At 59.3% G+C, this 15,976-nt stretch carries 16 protein-coding genes; 10 read left to right on the top strand and 6 right to left on the bottom strand.

What is annotated here, in order from left to right; translation table 11 throughout:
* Positions 1-52 precede the first annotated feature (52 nt).
* From nuoG to nuoN, 8 genes are read left to right on the top strand one after another with little or no spacing between them, the layout of a single operon-like run.
* The gene (nuoG, locus tag V0R60_RS17370; RefSeq protein ID WP_136477177.1) at positions 53-2,767 is read left to right on the top strand and encodes an NADH-quinone oxidoreductase subunit NuoG; all 2,715 of its coding nucleotides are present in this window, start codon (positions 53-55) and stop codon (positions 2,765-2,767) included.
* Positions 2,764-3,771 carry an NADH-quinone oxidoreductase subunit NuoH gene (nuoH, locus tag V0R60_RS17365; RefSeq protein WP_136477178.1) on the top strand — a complete coding sequence of 336 codons (1,008 nt, stop codon included), beginning with the start codon at positions 2,764-2,766 and terminating at the stop codon, positions 3,769-3,771. Before nuoG ends, nuoH begins: the two co-directional genes overlap by 4 nt.
* An 11-nt stretch (positions 3,772-3,782) precedes the next feature.
* On the top strand, positions 3,783-4,331 hold the full coding sequence (gene nuoI / locus V0R60_RS17360) for an NADH-quinone oxidoreductase subunit NuoI (RefSeq protein WP_009400993.1): 549 nt from the start codon (positions 3,783-3,785) through the stop codon (positions 4,329-4,331).
* A 9-nt stretch (positions 4,332-4,340) separates the two neighbouring features.
* Entirely contained in the window at positions 4,341-4,841 is a 501-nt protein-coding gene (nuoJ, locus tag V0R60_RS17355) for an NADH-quinone oxidoreductase subunit J (RefSeq protein WP_136477179.1), read from the top strand.
* A gap of 4 nt (positions 4,842-4,845) precedes the next feature.
* Positions 4,846-5,154 carry an NADH-quinone oxidoreductase subunit NuoK gene (nuoK, locus tag V0R60_RS17350; protein WP_028944232.1) on the top strand — a complete coding sequence of 103 codons (309 nt, stop codon included), beginning with the start codon at positions 4,846-4,848 and terminating at the stop codon, positions 5,152-5,154.
* Positions 5,151-7,004 carry an NADH-quinone oxidoreductase subunit L gene (nuoL, locus tag V0R60_RS17345; RefSeq protein WP_136477180.1) on the top strand — a complete coding sequence of 618 codons (1,854 nt, stop codon included), beginning with the start codon at positions 5,151-5,153 and terminating at the stop codon, positions 7,002-7,004. The genes nuoK and nuoL overlap by 4 nt, the downstream gene beginning before the upstream one ends.
* A 39-nt stretch (positions 7,005-7,043) precedes the next feature.
* On the top strand, positions 7,044-8,576 hold the full coding sequence (gene nuoM / locus V0R60_RS17340; RefSeq protein WP_330080310.1) for an NADH-quinone oxidoreductase subunit M: 1,533 nt from the start codon (positions 7,044-7,046) through the stop codon (positions 8,574-8,576).
* Between the two features lie 7 nt (positions 8,577-8,583).
* Positions 8,584-10,053 carry an NADH-quinone oxidoreductase subunit NuoN gene (nuoN, locus tag V0R60_RS17335; RefSeq protein WP_136477182.1) on the top strand — a complete coding sequence of 490 codons (1,470 nt, stop codon included), beginning with the start codon at positions 8,584-8,586 and terminating at the stop codon, positions 10,051-10,053.
* A gap of 57 nt (positions 10,054-10,110) precedes the next feature.
* Here the strand turns inward: nuoN and V0R60_RS17330 are convergent, their stop codons facing one another.
* Positions 10,111-10,419, bottom strand: coding sequence for an ogr/Delta-like zinc finger family protein (locus V0R60_RS17330; protein ID WP_256658245.1), 309 nt, complete (start codon positions 10,417-10,419; stop codon positions 10,111-10,113).
* Positions 10,420-10,688: 269 nt separating this feature from the next.
* On the opposite strand from V0R60_RS17330, the gene V0R60_RS17325 reads away from it, so the two are divergent.
* The gene (locus V0R60_RS17325; protein ID WP_136477183.1) at positions 10,689-11,099 is read left to right on the top strand and encodes a helix-turn-helix domain-containing protein; all 411 of its coding nucleotides are present in this window, start codon (positions 10,689-10,691) and stop codon (positions 11,097-11,099) included.
* 12 nt (positions 11,100-11,111) lie between these two features.
* Here the strand turns inward: V0R60_RS17325 and V0R60_RS17320 are convergent, their stop codons facing one another.
* From V0R60_RS17320 to V0R60_RS17310, 3 genes are read right to left on the bottom strand one after another with little or no spacing between them, the layout of a single operon-like run.
* The gene (locus V0R60_RS17320) at positions 11,112-11,465 is read right to left on the bottom strand and encodes a putative holin (protein WP_136477184.1); all 354 of its coding nucleotides are present in this window, start codon (positions 11,463-11,465) and stop codon (positions 11,112-11,114) included.
* A complete protein-coding gene (locus V0R60_RS17315) occupies positions 11,458-11,826 on the bottom strand; it encodes a head completion/stabilization protein (RefSeq protein WP_330080309.1) in 369 nt (122 codons plus the stop codon). The genes V0R60_RS17320 and V0R60_RS17315 overlap by 8 nt, the downstream gene beginning before the upstream one ends.
* A gap of 36 nt (positions 11,827-11,862) precedes the next feature.
* Complete coding sequence (locus V0R60_RS17310; RefSeq protein ID WP_330080308.1) at positions 11,863-12,126, bottom strand: response regulator transcription factor; 264 nt, start codon at positions 12,124-12,126, stop codon at positions 11,863-11,865.
* Positions 12,127-12,339: 213 nt separating this feature from the next.
* Here V0R60_RS17310 and V0R60_RS17305 point away from each other — a divergent pair, with 213 nt between their 5' ends.
* Entirely contained in the window at positions 12,340-14,421 is a 2,082-nt protein-coding gene (locus V0R60_RS17305; RefSeq protein ID WP_330080307.1) for a TonB-dependent receptor family protein, read from the top strand.
* Here V0R60_RS17305 and V0R60_RS17300 read toward each other — a convergent pair.
* Positions 14,418-15,482 carry an AI-2E family transporter gene (locus V0R60_RS17300; RefSeq protein WP_330080306.1) on the bottom strand — a complete coding sequence of 355 codons (1,065 nt, stop codon included), beginning with the start codon at positions 15,480-15,482 and terminating at the stop codon, positions 14,418-14,420. The genes V0R60_RS17305 and V0R60_RS17300 overlap by 4 nt on opposite strands.
* Positions 15,483-15,538: 56 nt before the next feature.
* Positions 15,539-15,970 (bottom strand): hypothetical protein, encoded by a 432-nt coding sequence (locus V0R60_RS17295; RefSeq protein ID WP_330080305.1) that lies wholly within the window; start codon positions 15,968-15,970, stop codon positions 15,539-15,541.
* Positions 15,971-15,976 lie beyond the last annotated feature (6 nt).

Genomic DNA, 15,976 nt, shown 5'->3' with positions numbered 1-15,976 from the left:
AGATTTCCATTAGCCACGCCCGCAGACGCGGGCCAACGAAGAACTTTGAACCATGGCCACTATCCACGTAGACGGCAGAGCGCTCGAAGTCAACGGTGCAGACAACCTGTTACAGGCCTGTCTGTCGCTCGGCCTCGACATCCCCTATTTTTGCTGGCACCCGGCGCTCGGTAGCGTTGGTGCCTGCCGCCAGTGTGCGGTCAAGCAGTACACCGACGAGAACGACACCCGTGGTCGTATCGTCATGTCCTGCATGACCCCTGCCACTGATGGCACCTGGATTTCCATCGATGACGACGAGTCCAAGGCGTTTCGCGCCAGCGTTGTCGAATGGCTGATGACCAACCACCCGCACGACTGCCCGGTCTGTGAGGAAGGTGGTCACTGCCACCTGCAAGACATGACGGTAATGACCGGCCACAATGAGCGCCGTTACCGATTCACCAAACGTACCCACCAGAACCAGGAGCTCGGCCCGTTCATCGCTCACGAGATGAACCGCTGCATCGCCTGCTACCGTTGCGTGCGTTACTACAAGGACTATGCCGGCGGTACCGACCTGGGCGTATACGGTGCCCACGACAACGTCTATTTCGGTCGTGTTGAAGACGGCGTCCTCGAGAGCGAGTTCTCCGGCAACCTCACCGAGGTCTGCCCTACCGGTGTGTTCACCGACAAGACTCACTCCGAGCGCTACAACCGTAAGTGGGACATGCAATTCGCGCCGAGCATCTGCCACGGCTGCTCCAGCGGCTGCAACATCAGCCCGGGCGAGCGTTATGGCGAACTGCGTCGGATCGAAAACCGCTTCAACGGTTCGGTCAACCAATACTTCCTGTGCGACCGCGGCCGTTTTGGCTATGGCTACGTCAACCGTGAAGACCGCCCACGCCAGCCGCTGCTCGCCAATGGCAGCAAGCTGAGCCTGGACGCTGCGCTGGATAAAGCTGCCGACATGCTCCGCGGTCGCAACATCGTGGGCATCGGCTCGCCGCGCGCCAGCCTGGAAAGCAACTACGGCCTGCGTGAACTGGTGGGTGCCGAGCACTTCTACTCGGGTATGGAAGCCGGTGAACTGGCCCGTGTACGCCTGGCCCTGCAAGTACTGAACGACAGCCCGCTGCCAGTTCCGACCCTGCGCGACATGGAAGACCATGACGCGGTGTTCGTCCTCGGTGAAGACCTCACCCAGACCGCCGCCCGCGTTGCCCTGGCACTGCGCCAGTCGGTCAAGGGCAAGGCCGAAGCCATGGCCGAGGCCATGCGCGTTCAGCCTTGGCTCGACGCCGCGGTGAAAAACATCGGCCAACACGCCATGTACCCGCTGTTCATCGCCAGCCTTGCCGAAACCAAGCTCGATGACGTCGCTGAAGAATGCGTACACGCAGCACCAGACGACCTGGCTCGTATCGGTTTCGCCGTCGCCCACGCCATCGACCCAAGCGCCCCTGCCGTGGACGGCCTGGACGCAGAAGCCCTGGCCCTGGCCAAGCGTATTGCCGATGCCCTGGTTGCTGCCAATCGCCCACTGGTGGTTGCCGGTACCTCGCTGGCCTCCAGCGCGCTGATCGAAGCTGCCGCCAACATCGCCAAGGCCCTGAAGCTGCGTGAGAAGAATGGCTCGCTGAGCCTGGTCGTGCCTGAGGCCAACAGCCTCGGTATGGCCATGCTCGGTGGCGATTCACTCGATGCCGCCCTGGACGCAGTGATTTCCGGCAAGGCCGACGCCATCGTCGTCCTCGAAAACGATCTGTACAGCCGCGTTCCGGCTGCCAAGGTCGACGCTGCCCTGGCTGCGGCCAAAGTGGTGATCGTCGCTGACCACCAGAAGACGCGCACGGTAGACCGCGCTCACCTGGTGCTGCCAGCAGCCAGCTTTGCTGAAGGCGACGGTACTCTGGTCAGCCTCGAAGGCCGTGCCCAGCGGTTCTTCCAGGTTTTCGATCCTACGTACCTGGACAGTAGCATCCTGGTTCATGAAGGCTGGCGCTGGATGCACGCGCTGCGTGCCACCCTGCTCAACAAGCCTGTGGACTGGACCCAGTTGGACCACGTCACCGCCGCCTGCGCCGCTGCCGCTCCACAGTTGACCGGCATCGTCAACGCCGCACCGTCCGCTTCGTTCCGCATCAAAGGCATGAAGATTGCCCGTGAGCCACTGCGTTACTCCGGTCGTACCGCGATGCGTGCCAACATCAGTGTGCACGAGCCACGCACCCCGCAGGACAAAGACACCGCGTTCGCCTTTTCCATGGAAGGCTACTCGGGCTCGGCCGAACCTCGCTCGCAAGTACCGTTCGCCTGGTCTCCGGGCTGGAACTCGCCACAAGCCTGGAACAAGTTCCAGGATGAGGTCGGAGGTCACCTGCGCGCAGGCGACCCAGGCACTCGCCTGATCGAAAGCCAGGGCGACAAGCTCAACTGGTTCGCCAATGTACCGGCAGCGTTCTCTCCAGCCCGTGGTACCTGGCAGGTCGTGCCGTTCTACCACCTGTTCGGCAGCGAAGAGAATTCCTCGCGCGCCGCACCGGTACAAGAACGCATTCCACAGGCCTACGTCGGCCTGGCCAAGTCCGAAGCCGACCGCCTGGGCGTCAACGAGGGTGCAATGCTCAGTTTGAACGTGGCTGGCCAGACCCTGCGTCTGCCATTGCGTATCAATGAAGAACTGGGCGCAGGCCTGGTTGCCCTGCCCAAAGGCCTGGCCGGCATTCCACCAGCCATCTTCGGTGCATCCGTCGAAGGTCTGCAGGAGGCAGCACAATGACTTGGTTCACCCCTGAAGTGATCGATGTGATCATCACCGTCATCAAGGCCATTGTGGTCTTGCTGGCCGTGGTGGTCTGCGGTGCGCTGCTCAGCTTCGTCGAGCGGCGCCTGCTGGGCTGGTGGCAGGACCGTTACGGTCCGAACCGTGTAGGTCCGTTCGGTATGTTCCAGATTGCTGCCGACATGCTGAAGATGTTCTTCAAGGAGGACTGGAACCCACCCTTCGTCGACAAAATGATCTTCACCCTGGCGCCGGTCGTGGCCATGAGTGCCTTGCTGATCGCCTTTGCAATCATCCCGATCACCCCGACCTGGGGTGTCGCGGACTTGAACATCGGTCTGCTGTTCTTCTTCGCCATGGCCGGACTGTCGGTGTATGCGGTGCTGTTCGCCGGTTGGTCGTCGAACAACAAATACGCCCTGCTGGGCAGCCTGCGGGCCTCGGCGCAGACCGTGTCGTACGAAGTGTTCATGGGTCTGGCGCTGATGGGTATCGTCGCCCAGGTCGGCTCGTTCAACATGCGCGATATCGTTGACTATCAGGCCCAGAACCTGTGGTTCATCATTCCGCAGTTCTTCGGCTTCTGCACCTTCTTCATCGCCGGCGTCGCCGTGACTCACCGTCACCCATTCGACCAGCCTGAAGCGGAACAAGAACTGGCCGACGGTTACCACATTGAATATGCCGGCATGAAGTGGGGCATGTTCTTCGTCGGTGAGTACATCGGCATCATCCTCATCTCGGCGCTGCTGGTAACACTGTTCTTCGGTGGCTGGCACGGTCCATTCGGCATCCTGCCGCAAGTACCGTTCCTGTGGTTCGCCCTGAAGACCGCGTTCTTCATCGTCCTGTTCATCCTGCTGCGTGCCTCTATTCCGCGCCCGCGCTATGACCAGGTGATGGACTTCAGCTGGAAGTTCTGCCTGCCGCTGACCCTGATCAATTTGCTGGTGACCGCTGCGATCGTGTTGCTCAACACGCCAGCTGTTGCGGCCCAGTGAGGATTTGACCCATGTTCAAGTATATTGGCGACATCGTTAAAGGCACTGGCACCCAGCTGCGCAGCCTGGTGATGGTGTTCTCTCACGGTTTTCGCAAACGTGACACCCTGCAGTACCCCGAAGAGCCGGTCTACCTGCCGCCACGCTACCGTGGCCGCATCGTCCTGACCCGCGATCCGGATGGCGAAGAGCGTTGTGTAGCTTGCAACCTGTGTGCCGTGGCTTGCCCGGTAGGTTGCATTTCGCTGCAGAAAGCCGAAACAGAAGACGGTCGTTGGTACCCGGAGTTCTTCCGCATCAACTTCTCGCGTTGCATCTTCTGCGGCCTCTGCGAGGAAGCCTGCCCGACCACCGCAATCCAGCTCACGCCGGATTTCGAAATGGCCGAGTTCAAGCGTCAGGATCTGGTTTACGAGAAAGAAGATCTGCTGATCTCCGGCCCCGGCAAGAACCCTGACTACAACTTCTACCGTGTTGCAGGTATGGCCGTTGCCGGCAAGCCGAAAGGCGCCGCACAGAACGAAGCCGAGCCGATCAACGTGAAGAGCTTGCTCCCTTAAGGAAGAAAGATGGAATTCGCTTTCTATTTCGCATCCGGTGTCGCTGTGGTGTCTACCCTACGGGTAATCACTAACACCAACCCCGTGCACGCCCTGCTCTACCTGATCATTTCGCTGATCTCCGTAGCGATGACCTTCTTCGCTCTCGGTGCCCCGTTTGCCGGTGTGCTGGAAGTAATCGCCTACGCTGGCGCCATCATGGTGCTGTTCGTCTTCGTGGTGATGATGCTCAACCTGGGCCCGGCGTCGGTCGCCCAGGAACGAGGCTGGCTCAAGCCGGGTATCTGGCTCGGTCCAGTGGTCCTGGCCGCGCTGCTGCTGCTCGAGTTGCTGTATGTGCTGTTCAGCAACCAGAGCGGTGCCAGCATCGGTCACACCACCGTCGACGCCAAGGCTGTCGGTATCAGCTTGTATGGTCCTTACCTGCTAGTGGTGGAACTGGCCTCGATGCTGCTGCTTGCTGCAGCGGTAACGGCTTTCCACCTCGGCCGCAACGAGGCGAAGGAGTAATCACATGCCTGCAATTCCTCTCGAGCATGGCCTGGCAGTCGCCGGCATCCTGTTCTGCCTCGGCCTCGTCGGCCTGATGGTGCGCCGCAACATTCTTTTCGTGTTGATGAGCCTGGAAATCATGATGAACGCCTCGGCTTTGGCTTTCATCGTCGCGGGCAGCCGTTGGGCGCAGCCGGATGGACAGATCATGTTCATCCTGGTGATCAGCCTGGCAGCCGCTGAGGCCAGTATCGGCCTGGCGATCCTGCTTCAGCTGTATCGCCGCTTCCACACTCTCGACATCGATGCAGCCAGTGAGATGCGCGGATGAACCTTCTCTTTCTGACTTTCGTTTTCCCCCTGATCGGCTTCCTGCTGCTGTCGTTCTCGCGCGGACGGTTCTCGGAGAACCTGTCGGCGCTGATCGGTGTCGGTTCGATCGGCCTCTCGGCTATCGTCACCGCCTATGTGATCTGGCAGTTCAACGTCGCGCCGCCTGAAGGCGGTGCGTACAGCCAACTGCTGTGGCAGTGGATGTCGGTGGATGGCTTTGCGCCGAACTTCACCCTGTACCTGGACGGACTCTCGGTAACCATGCTTGGCGTGGTCGTCGGCGTGGGCTTCCTGATCCACCTGTTCGCCTCCTGGTACATGCGCGGTGAAGCGGGCTACTCGCGCTTCTTCGCCTACACCAACCTGTTCATTGCCAGCATGTTGTTCCTGATCCTGGGCGACAACCTGCTGTTCATCTACTTCGGTTGGGAAGGCGTAGGCCTGTGTTCGTACCTGTTGATCGGTTTCTACTACAGCAACCGCAACAACGGTAACGCCGCACTCAAAGCCTTCATCGTTACCCGTATCGGCGACGTGTTCATGGCCATCGGCCTGTTCATTCTGTTCCAGCAACTGGGCACCCTGAACGTTCAGGAACTGCTGGTGCTGGCACCGCAGAAGTTCCAGGCAGGTGATTTCTGGATGGTCCTGGCCACCCTGATGTTGCTTGGTGGTGCGGTGGGTAAATCTGCCCAGCTGCCACTGCAGACCTGGCTGGCAGACGCGATGGCCGGTCCTACCCCGGTTTCGGCACTGATCCACGCCGCAACCATGGTTACCGCCGGCGTCTACCTGATTGCTCGTACCCACGGCCTGTTTGCCCTGGCACCTGACGTACTGCACCTGGTCGGTGTGGTCGGCGGTGTGACCCTGGTGCTGGCGGGCTTCGCGGCCCTGGTCCAAACCGACATCAAACGTATCCTCGCCTACTCGACCATGAGCCAGATCGGCTACATGTTCCTGGCGCTGGGCGTTGGTGCCTGGGACGGCGCGATCTTCCACCTGATGACCCACGCCTTCTTCAAGGCCCTGCTGTTCCTTGCTTCCGGTGCGGTAATCGTTGCCTGCCACCACGAGCAGAACATCTTCAAAATGGGCGGTCTGTGGAAGAAGCTGCCGTTGGCCTACGCCAGCTTCATCGTCGGTGGTGCCGCTCTGGCTGCCCTGCCGCTGCTGACTGCCGGTTTCTACTCCAAGGACGAGATCCTCTGGGAGGCCTTCGCCAGTGGCAACAACGGCTTGCTCTACGCCGGCCTGGTCGGTGCGTTCATGACCTCGCTGTACACCTTCCGCCTGATCTTCATCGCCTTCCACGGCGAAGCCAAGACCGAAGCTCACGCCGGCCACGGGATTTCCCACTGGCTGCCGCTGGGTGTGCTGATCGTGCTGTCGACGTTCATCGGTGCCTGGATTCATCCACCACTGGCGGGTGTTCTGCCGCAGAGCGTTGGCCATGCCGGTGGCGAAGCCAAGCACAGCCTGGAAATCGCCTCGGGCGCTATCGCCATCGCCGGTATCCTCCTGGCCGCGCTGCTGTTCCTGGGCAAGCGTCGCCTGGCAACCGCGATCGCCAACAGCGGCATCGGCCGCGTCCTCTCGGCCTGGTGGTTCGCTGCCTGGGGCTTCGACTGGATCTACGACAAGCTGTTCGTCAAACCTTACCTGTTGATCAGCCACATCCTGCGCAAGGATCCGGTTGACCGCAGCATTGGCCTGATTCCGCGTCTGGCAAAAGGCGGTCATGCCGCCATGAGCAAGACCGAAACCGGTCAGCTGCGCTGGTACACCGCTTCGATCGCCGTAGGTGCCGTGCTTGTACTTGGTGCCGTTGTTATGGCTGCGGTCTGATATGAACCTTGCGACTTTGCGAAAGGAATTGAGCCCGTCATGATTTTGCCTTGGCTGATCCTGATCCCCTTTATCGGCGGCCTGCTGTGCTGGCTGGGTGAGCGCTTCGGCGCCACCCTGCCGCGCTGGATTGCGCTGCTGACCATGTCCCTGCTGCTTGGTATCGGCCTCTGGCTGTGGGCCAACGGGGACTACACCCTGGCCCCTGCACCGGGTGCTGTACCCGAGTGGGCGTTCGAGTTCAAAGTACTGTGGATCGAACGCTTCGGCATCAGTCTGCACCTGGCCCTCGATGGCCTGTCGCTGCTGATGATCCTGCTCACCGGCTTGCTCGGTGTGCTTTCGGTACTGTGTTCCTGGAAAGAGATTCAGCGTCACGTCGGCTTCTTCCACCTCAACCTGATGTGGATCCTTGGCGGCGTGGTCGGTGTATTCCTGGCCCTGGACCTGTTCCTGTTCTTCTTCTTCTGGGAAATGATGCTGGTGCCGATGTATTTCCTCATCGCGCTCTGGGGTCACAGCTCCTCCGACGGCAAGAAGACCCGGATCTACGCAGCAACCAAGTTCTTCATCTTCACTCAGGCCAGCGGTCTGATCATGTTGGTGGCGATCCTGGGCCTGGTTCTGGTCAACTACAACAACACCGGCGTGATCACTTTCGATTACACCCAGTTGCTCAAGGCCGACCTGCCTGCTGGCACCGAATACCTGCTGATGCTTGGCTTCTTCATCGCCTTCGCGGTCAAGCTGCCGGTTGTTCCGTTCCACTCCTGGCTGCCTGATGCTCACGCCCAGGCACCGACTGCAGGCTCCGTCGACCTCGCCGGTATCTTGCTCAAAACCGCGGCCTACGGCCTGCTGCGCTTTGCCCTGCCGCTGTTCCCGAATGCCTCGGCCGAGTTTGCACCGATTGCCATGACCCTGGGTCTGATCGGGATTTTCTACGGTGCGTTCCTGGCCTTCGCTCAGACCGACATCAAGCGTTTGATCGCCTTCTCCAGCGTGTCGCACATGGGCTTCGTGCTGATCGGTATCTACTCCGGCAGCCAGCAAGCACTGCAAGGTGCGGTTATCCAGATGCTGGCTCACGGTGTTTCGGCAGCGGCCCTGTTTATCCTCAGCGGCCAGTTGTATGAGCGCCTGCACACCCGTGACATGCGCCAGATGGGCGGCCTGTGGCATCGCATTGCCTACCTGCCGGCGATCAGCCTGTTCTTCGCGGCAGCCTCGCTGGGCTTGCCTGGCACCGGTAACTTTGTTGGCGAGTTCCTGATCCTGATCGGCAGCTTCGTCAGCGCGCCATGGATCACGGTCATTGCTACCTCGGGCCTGGTGTTTGGTTCGGTCTACTCGCTGATCATGATTCACCGTGCCTACTTCGGCCCGGCGAAATCGGACGAAGTCCTGGCGGGTCTGGATACCCGCGAAATGATCATGGTGCTGGGCCTGGCTGGCCTGCTGATCTTGCTGGGCGTCTACCCGCAGCCGTTCCTGGACACTTCCGCCGCCACCATGAGTGGTGTGCAGCAGTGGCTCGGCTCCGCTTTCACTCAACTCGCTTCGGCCCGGTAAGAGCGCTATGGACCTGACGATTCAACATTTTATTGCGCTTGCGCCGCTGCTGATTACCAGTATCACCATTGTCGTGGTGATGCTGGCCATCGCCTGGCGCCGCAATCATTCGCAAACTTTCCTGCTGTCGACCGTGGGCCTGAATCTGGCCTTGCTATCGATTATCCCGGCACTGAAGACCGCCCCCCTGGCAGTCACCCCACTGCTGACCATCGACAACTTCGCCTGCCTGTACATGGCGTTGATCCTGGTTGCCACCCTGGCGTGCGTAACCCTTGCCCATGCCTACCTGGGCGATGGCGGCAAAGGCTACCCAGGCAACCGTGAAGAACTGTACCTGCTGATTCTCCTGGCCGCCCTCGGTGGCCTGGTACTGGTCAGCGCGCAGCACCTGGCTGGCCTGTTCATTGGCCTTGAGTTGCTGTCGGTACCGGTCTATGGCCTGGTCGCCTATGCCTTCTTCAACAAGCGTTCGCTGGAAGCCGGCATCAAGTACATGGTGCTCTCGGCAGCAGGTTCGGCCTTCTTGCTGTTCGGCATGGCCCTGCTATATGCCGACGCTGGCAGCCTGAGCTTCGACGGTATTGGCAAAGCCCTGGCAACTACCAGCATGCCTAGCCTGCTGGCACAGCTGGGCTTAGCCATGATGCTGGTGGGCTTGGCATTCAAACTGTCGCTGGTGCCGTTCCACTTGTGGACCCCGGACGTCTACGAAGGCGCCCCTGCGCCAGTCGCTGCGTTCCTGGCCACCGCCAGCAAGGTTGCGGTATTCGCCGTGGTGGTGCGCCTGTTCATGCTCTCCCCTGCGGCCAGTAGCGGCGTGCTGACCACCGTACTGTCGGTGATTGCCGTAGCATCGATCCTGATCGGTAACCTGCTGGCGCTGACTCAGAGCAACCTCAAGCGTCTGCTGGGTTACTCGTCGATCGCCCACTTCGGTTACCTGTTGATCGCCCTGGTGGCGAGCAAAGGTATGGCCGTCGAAGCCATTGGCGTGTACCTGGTCACTTACGTGATCACCAGCCTGGGCGCATTCGGTGTAATCACCCTGATGTCCTCGCCGTACAACGGCCGTGACGCTGATGCCCTGTACGAGTACCGCGGCCTGTTCTGGCGCCGTCCGTACCTGACGGCGGTACTGACCGTGATGATGCTGTCGCTGGCCGGTATCCCGCTGACTGCAGGCTTCATCGGCAAGTTCTACATCATCGCTACCGGCGTCGAGTCGCAGCTGTGGTGGCTGGTCGGTGCCCTGGTAATCGGCAGTGCCATCGGCGTGTTCTACTACCTGCGCGTGATGGTCACCCTGTTCCTGATCGAACCAAACCTGCGTCGTCACGATGCGCCGCTGAACTGGGAGCAGCGTACCGGTGGCGTCATGCTGCTGGCGATTGCGATCCTGGCCTTCGTGCTGGGTGTGTACCCGCAGCCATTGCTGGACATCGTTCAGCATGCCGGACTGCAGTTGATCGGCTGATCGACTTAGTTATAAAAAACACCCCGCCTTGGCGGGGTGTTTTTTTTAGGGAAGGTTCTAGGCGGGGTCAAATTGCGGTATGCCCTGGCTTGGCGCTACGACCTGGTAGTCATCGTTACACCTAGGCCCTGGTTGCAACGCTGCCCGGCGCAACTCTCCCCCAGCGCGCGGTAGGCGAACATCAGGGTTTGGCATGCCACTGGGTGACAGTTCATGGGTCATCTCAAACTCCGCGCGCACCGACCAACCGCAGGCTTCGGTGGTGCACTGCAGATAAGCTATTCGCAGGAAGATGTGTCGCCCCTCGCTGGTGCGAATGCGCATGCGACTCTTGCAATGAGGGCACACCAACTTGTAAGTACTCACGAATCTCTCCTGCCAAAGTCTGCGAACCACTGAACATGCCCGACAGCTACAACGCGAAATGTTCTGCTAACAGGGTAATAATTCATACATTTCAGAATCTGATGTAGTCTCATGCGTAGATGGAAAGCGTACTTTTTCCTTTTTCTCCCGGAATTCGTCATAGATCGATAATGTCCTTATGAGTTGCGTTTGATGTACCGAATCGTGATTACTCAGATCGAATATTGCCTTGCAAATATTCATAGAAGTATCCCACAGGAATACTCAGAATGAGTACAAATGGATTTACTGCTGTACTACGCCGAATGAAACTGATCACTGCATCCACGACAGACGCCGAGCTTTCAGTCGCACTGAACGTAAGCCCACAGACCTTGAGCAGTTGGAAAGGCCGCAACAGCATCCCATACTCATTATGCATAGGGCTCGCCACATGCCATGGAATTTCGCTGGACTGGTTGTTACTCGGAGAAGGCCCGCAACAACGCGCGCTTGGCGCAACGCCTACCGCTACGGATGAAAGCGCTCACGACTGGGAAACTCAGTTACTCACTCAACTGCGTGCGCTAGCTCCACAAGACCAGCGGGCGATTGCACAGGCAGTAGAAGAGAAGCACCGCTTTCGTCAGTTAGAGCGCCAGGTAGAGGACATGCACAGACTGCTGCAAGCCGATGGCTGAATCGAAAAGTTCTCAGGAGCCATTGCGCAAACGCTGCAAAATCTCACGAAGGTCCGCAGAGTCGAGCCAGATCATTACCTTGATGCTGATCGGAATAACCACCACAGCCGCAACGAATGCCGCCACACCACTCGACAGAAAGGGTGCCAACAACAGCACGAAAGGCGTAAACAGATAGCCAACACCCGCTGAAAGGAAGAGTGATCCCAGGCGCTGCCAAGCCTTGAGAGCCCGCCGGGTACTAGCGACCAGCCATGCCCCCAACACCGCACCGAATATTGTATCGCCGTCAATCGTCGGCATTGACGAAGCCAGGCCCAAGCCAATAAATACGCTGGAAAGACTCGCGCTGGTTGGCTCACTCATGTACTGGCGCTCCATTCGGACCGGGCCGGCGCGTGACCAGCAGTACATCGCTCTCCAGTGCCAAATGGGTGTTCGCCTCAACCGCACGCCGATAGCAACCCGACAAGAGTTGGTGCGCCGCCATGTCTTCCAGGCGCTTATAGCCTCGGTCTCGAAGTACCCTGCGCCATTGCGCAAACTCTCCTCCCGCCTTATGTGTCGCAGCTCGAGCTGCCACTTCCAATCGTGTATCGCTGATCGCACAGGTAAGTGCCAAATGTTGGCGCAGCTCCCGCAGGTCGATACTTGGCCAGAACGGATCGTCGCTGGTCAGCATGTAGCATCGATCAGCATGGTTTACTGCGTAGTTGTCGCTCTGCATATAGAGCTCCCTTGAGTTCATCGTTACCTTCACGCATCACAGTTGCTGCAACATTCCGTGGCGCAATCCCTTGAGCACCGCAGCAACTCGGTTGGTGACGTCGAACTTGCGCAGGATGTTGCTGACGTGGAAGTTCACAGTCGACTCCTTGCACTGGAGAATCTGTCCGATCTCCCAAGAGCTCTTCGCGTGGGCACACCAGAGAAGCACCTCCTGCTCCCGAGCGGTCAGTTTGAATTGAGCGCCTGGGTTATCACTAGTTAGGTCGTGCACAGGTTTTTTTGAGGTATGGGTTGTCATGGCTATTCTCCGCATTTTCTCCGGAGTCATTCCGGATCAGGGTGTGCCGTCACCATACAAACAGCACTTGCGTCACTTCCAGAAAGCCAACCTGTAGGGACCGACCTTACAAAACATATTTACGCTAACTTCAGCACTGTCTGTCGTGATCTGAAGTGATTTTCGGTCGTCTGAGCTTCGATGATCACTGCCCTCTGCTGTTGGAGTCGTACGATGCGCCCCGCTTTACTCTCCCCCTCCTCCCTTGGTGTGCTCGGGTTGTTCGTTGCAATAAATCCGGCACTGGAGGCTGCCCCACTGGAACTGGGACAGGTGCTGATCGAAGACCGACAGCAGAACGAATTGGAAGCAGCCCAAGAGCGCTTGCGCCAAGTACCAGGCTCGACGAACCTTGTGGACATGCAACAAGTAGAGCAAGGTCGGGTCGCAAGTAACGAGGATGTCCTTGCCTATCAACCGGGCGTGTTTGCCCAGTCGGCTGGCAACGATGGCGTCAAACTGTCGATTCGCGGATCGGGCATCAACCGCGCGCCGGGAAGCCATGGCTCGGGCGTCTACGTGATGTTCGACGGTTTGCCGTTGACCGGCCCCGGTGGTACTCCTTATGAATTGTTCGAGCCGCTCTGGCTGAGCCGTGCCGAAGTGCTGCGTGGCGCCAACGGCTTCGACCGCGGTGCCCTGGCACTGGGCGGCGCCATCGACTACGTCACCCACACTGGCCATGACGCGGCGCCGTTGCAGGTGCGTTACGAAATCGGCAGCCGTGGCTATGCCAAGCGCCAGATAAGTTCGGGACAGGTGCTGGGGGATCTGGACTATTACGTAGCCCTGACCGACTCCGAGTACGATGGTTATCAGCAACACAGCAGCGGCAGCAGCAAGGGCATCGCCGCCAATGTCGGTTATCGCTTCAATCCGAACCTGGAGACCCGCTTCTACCTGCGTTACCGGGAAACCGAGAATGACCTGGCTGGGCGCCTCACCAAAGCGCAGATCAAGCACGATCCGCGAGCCGCCAACCCACTCTACCTGAGCCGTGATGCCAGCCGTCCGCAGCCAGGCAGTACCTGGCTGGGGAACAAGACAACGTTTTTTCTCGACGGAGATTCTCGTCTGGAAACCGGACTGGTCTACCACGATTATCCTATGGACCTGCGTGAGGGGCCCAATCGGCTGAAAGTGGCCTACTCCGACGTCAGTGGGACCTTGAACTACTTCCGTCGCGACACCCTGTTCAACCACGAAAGCAAAACCACCCTTGGTTGGCGCACCACCAAACACCTACCTAACAGCGGTGCCTCCGAGTTCGTTCGTGTACCAGCTACCCTAGCCGTCGGCACCCGCACACGCGATTTCAGCTACCAAGGCTCTGACAGCGTCGTGCATGTCGGCAACGAGCTGGAGTTGGCCCCCGACTTATGGCTAACCAGCGGGCTGGCGATGATTTATACCCGACGTGAAAGTGCGGTGACTTACCCGGAAAATGGTGGAAAGGTAAGCCAGCATGACTGGGATTACGCGCCGCGCCTGGGCCTGCGCTATGACCTGAACCCAGGTTTGCAGCTATTCGGCAACCTTAGTCGCTCGGTTGAGCCACCTCATCCATGGGCATTGATCTGGAGTTCGCCGCGGGTCAATGGTCTGCAAACCCAGCCCATCGAAATGCAAAACCAGACAGCGACAACGCTGGAGCTTGGTGCCCGAGGAGACTCGAGTTTCGGTCGATGGGACCTGGCTTGGTACTACTCGCACGTACGTCACGAACTGCTGGCGGTCGAGATCGTACCCGGCCTGCCCGCAGCCGAGTTCAACGCCAGCCCGACCGTGCACCAAGGTGTTGAAGCCGGCCTCGACAGCCTGCTCTGGGAGCGCGGCGGGGTTGGCAAGCTTTCCCTGCGCCAGGCCTATACCTTCAGCGATTTCCACTACCGCGACGACGACGTTTTCGGCGATAACCGCCTGCCCGGCATCCCGATGCACTATTACCAAGCCGAATTACGTTTCGATTTGCCGAGCGGGTTGTACGCCGGGATCAATACTCAGATGGCTTCCAAGGTGCAGGTCGATTACGCCAACAGCTACCCAACTGATGCCTACGCCCTGCTCGGCGCAACCCTGGGTTACAACTCCCCCAAGCAGGACTGGCAGACGTGGCTCGACCTGCGCAACCTGACCAACAAGCGTTATGCCGCCACGGTGACTCCCGGCTATAACGACAACGGCAAGGACACTCCCCATTCGACGCCTGGCGAAGGCTTTGGCGTCTACGCTGGAGTGTCTTACAGCTTCCGTTAACTGGGCAGTTGCACCTGGGGCTTGGTCGAGACAAAGATCCCCCAACTGGACATGAACAGCGCGGCGATCAACGGGCCGATGACAAAGCCGTTGAGCCCGAATACCGCCAGCCCTCCGAGAGTGGAAACGAGGATCAGGTAATCGGGCATTTTGGTGTCCTTGCCCACCAGCATGGGCCGCAGCAGGTTGTCGACCAGACCGATCACAAATATGCCAAACGCCGCCAGCACCGCCCCCTGCCATATCGCGCCGGTGGCCACGAAGTAGATCGCCACGGGCGCCCAGACGATCCCTGCGCCGACGGCCGGAAGTAGCGACAGGAATGCCATCAGCACTCCCCAGACCAACGCGCTGGGGATGTCCAGGATCCAGAAAATGATTCCGCCAAGGGCGCCCTGGGTCACCGCCACCAGCAGGTTGCCTTTGACCGTGGCCCGTACCACCCGGTTGAACTTGAGTTGCAGACGGCGCTTTTGCTGCTCGGCCAAAGGTAACGCGGTGCGTATTTTGCGTACCAACTCAGCACCGTCACGCAAGAAGAAGAACAGCAAATAGAGCATCACGCCAAAGCTGACCAGAAACTCGAATGTACCCTGGCCAAAGCTGAACGCCTGAGAAGCAAAGAACTGACTGCCCTGTAAAGCACTATTGGCAATCTTGTCCCGCAAACCGTCCAGGTCCCCCATGCCCATGCGCTCCAGACCGTTTTGCGCGAATGCCGGAAGGATGTCCTTGAAGCGCTCAATGTAGCCGGCCAGGTCCAACTGGCCCGTTTCGATATTCTTGTACAGCGCAGCCCCTTCCTGGACCAGCAACATACTGATGATGATCACCGGGAGAATGGCGATCACCAGGCAGATCAACAACGTCAAGCCGGCGGCCAAGTTGCGTCGCCAGTCCAGGCGTGCCAACAAGCGCCGCTGTAGCGGCGCAAAGACGATGCCGAGGATCACTGCCCAGAAAACCGCACCGTAGTAAGGTAGCAGGATCCAGATGAAGGCAATCGTGACCAGGGCCAATAGCATGTGCAGGGCCCTGTGCTGCAGGTTGGTTTCGTTCATATGCGCTCCGTTGCCGTTCACAACGTTAGTGCATGGCGCGGCGGCAAAAGTGCCGTTCACCCAGAACAATTAACCTCTTCAGAGGCCGGTGTGCCTGCCAGGACCTGCGCGTGCCCCGCGTGCCAGTTGTCCATGGTTCGGCCCATTTTCACATCGCTGTCCCAGATAAAGTTGGCCTTTAGCTCGATGTGCACGTAATCCTCTTTTATCCTGTCGGCTGACGCAGCAGGGTTGCCGCTGGCAGGGAGTTGCCAGGCTCGCTGGTCAGCCGAGGTGCTCCAGGTGATGGGGCTCGATAGCGCCAGGTTGGCGAATGTAAAAGTGCAATCGCTGGCGTCTGCCCCAGTTTGCGCCTTCCAGTTCCAGCGGTACGTGCTATCCACGTCCAGGCCTTCGTTCAATGTGTACTGAGTGCGAAAACCCGGATGTGCATCGACAAGTTTTGCCACTGCGATGGACCAAGGTCCATGCGAGAGAATCAAAGTCATTGATAT

The organism is Pseudomonas auratipiscis (assembly GCF_036324085.1).
Taxonomy (GTDB): Bacteria; Pseudomonadota; Gammaproteobacteria; order Pseudomonadales; family Pseudomonadaceae; genus Aquipseudomonas; species Aquipseudomonas auratipiscis.
Note: the sequence above shows the minus strand (reverse complement) of the source record. Positions and strands in the feature narration are given on the sequence as shown.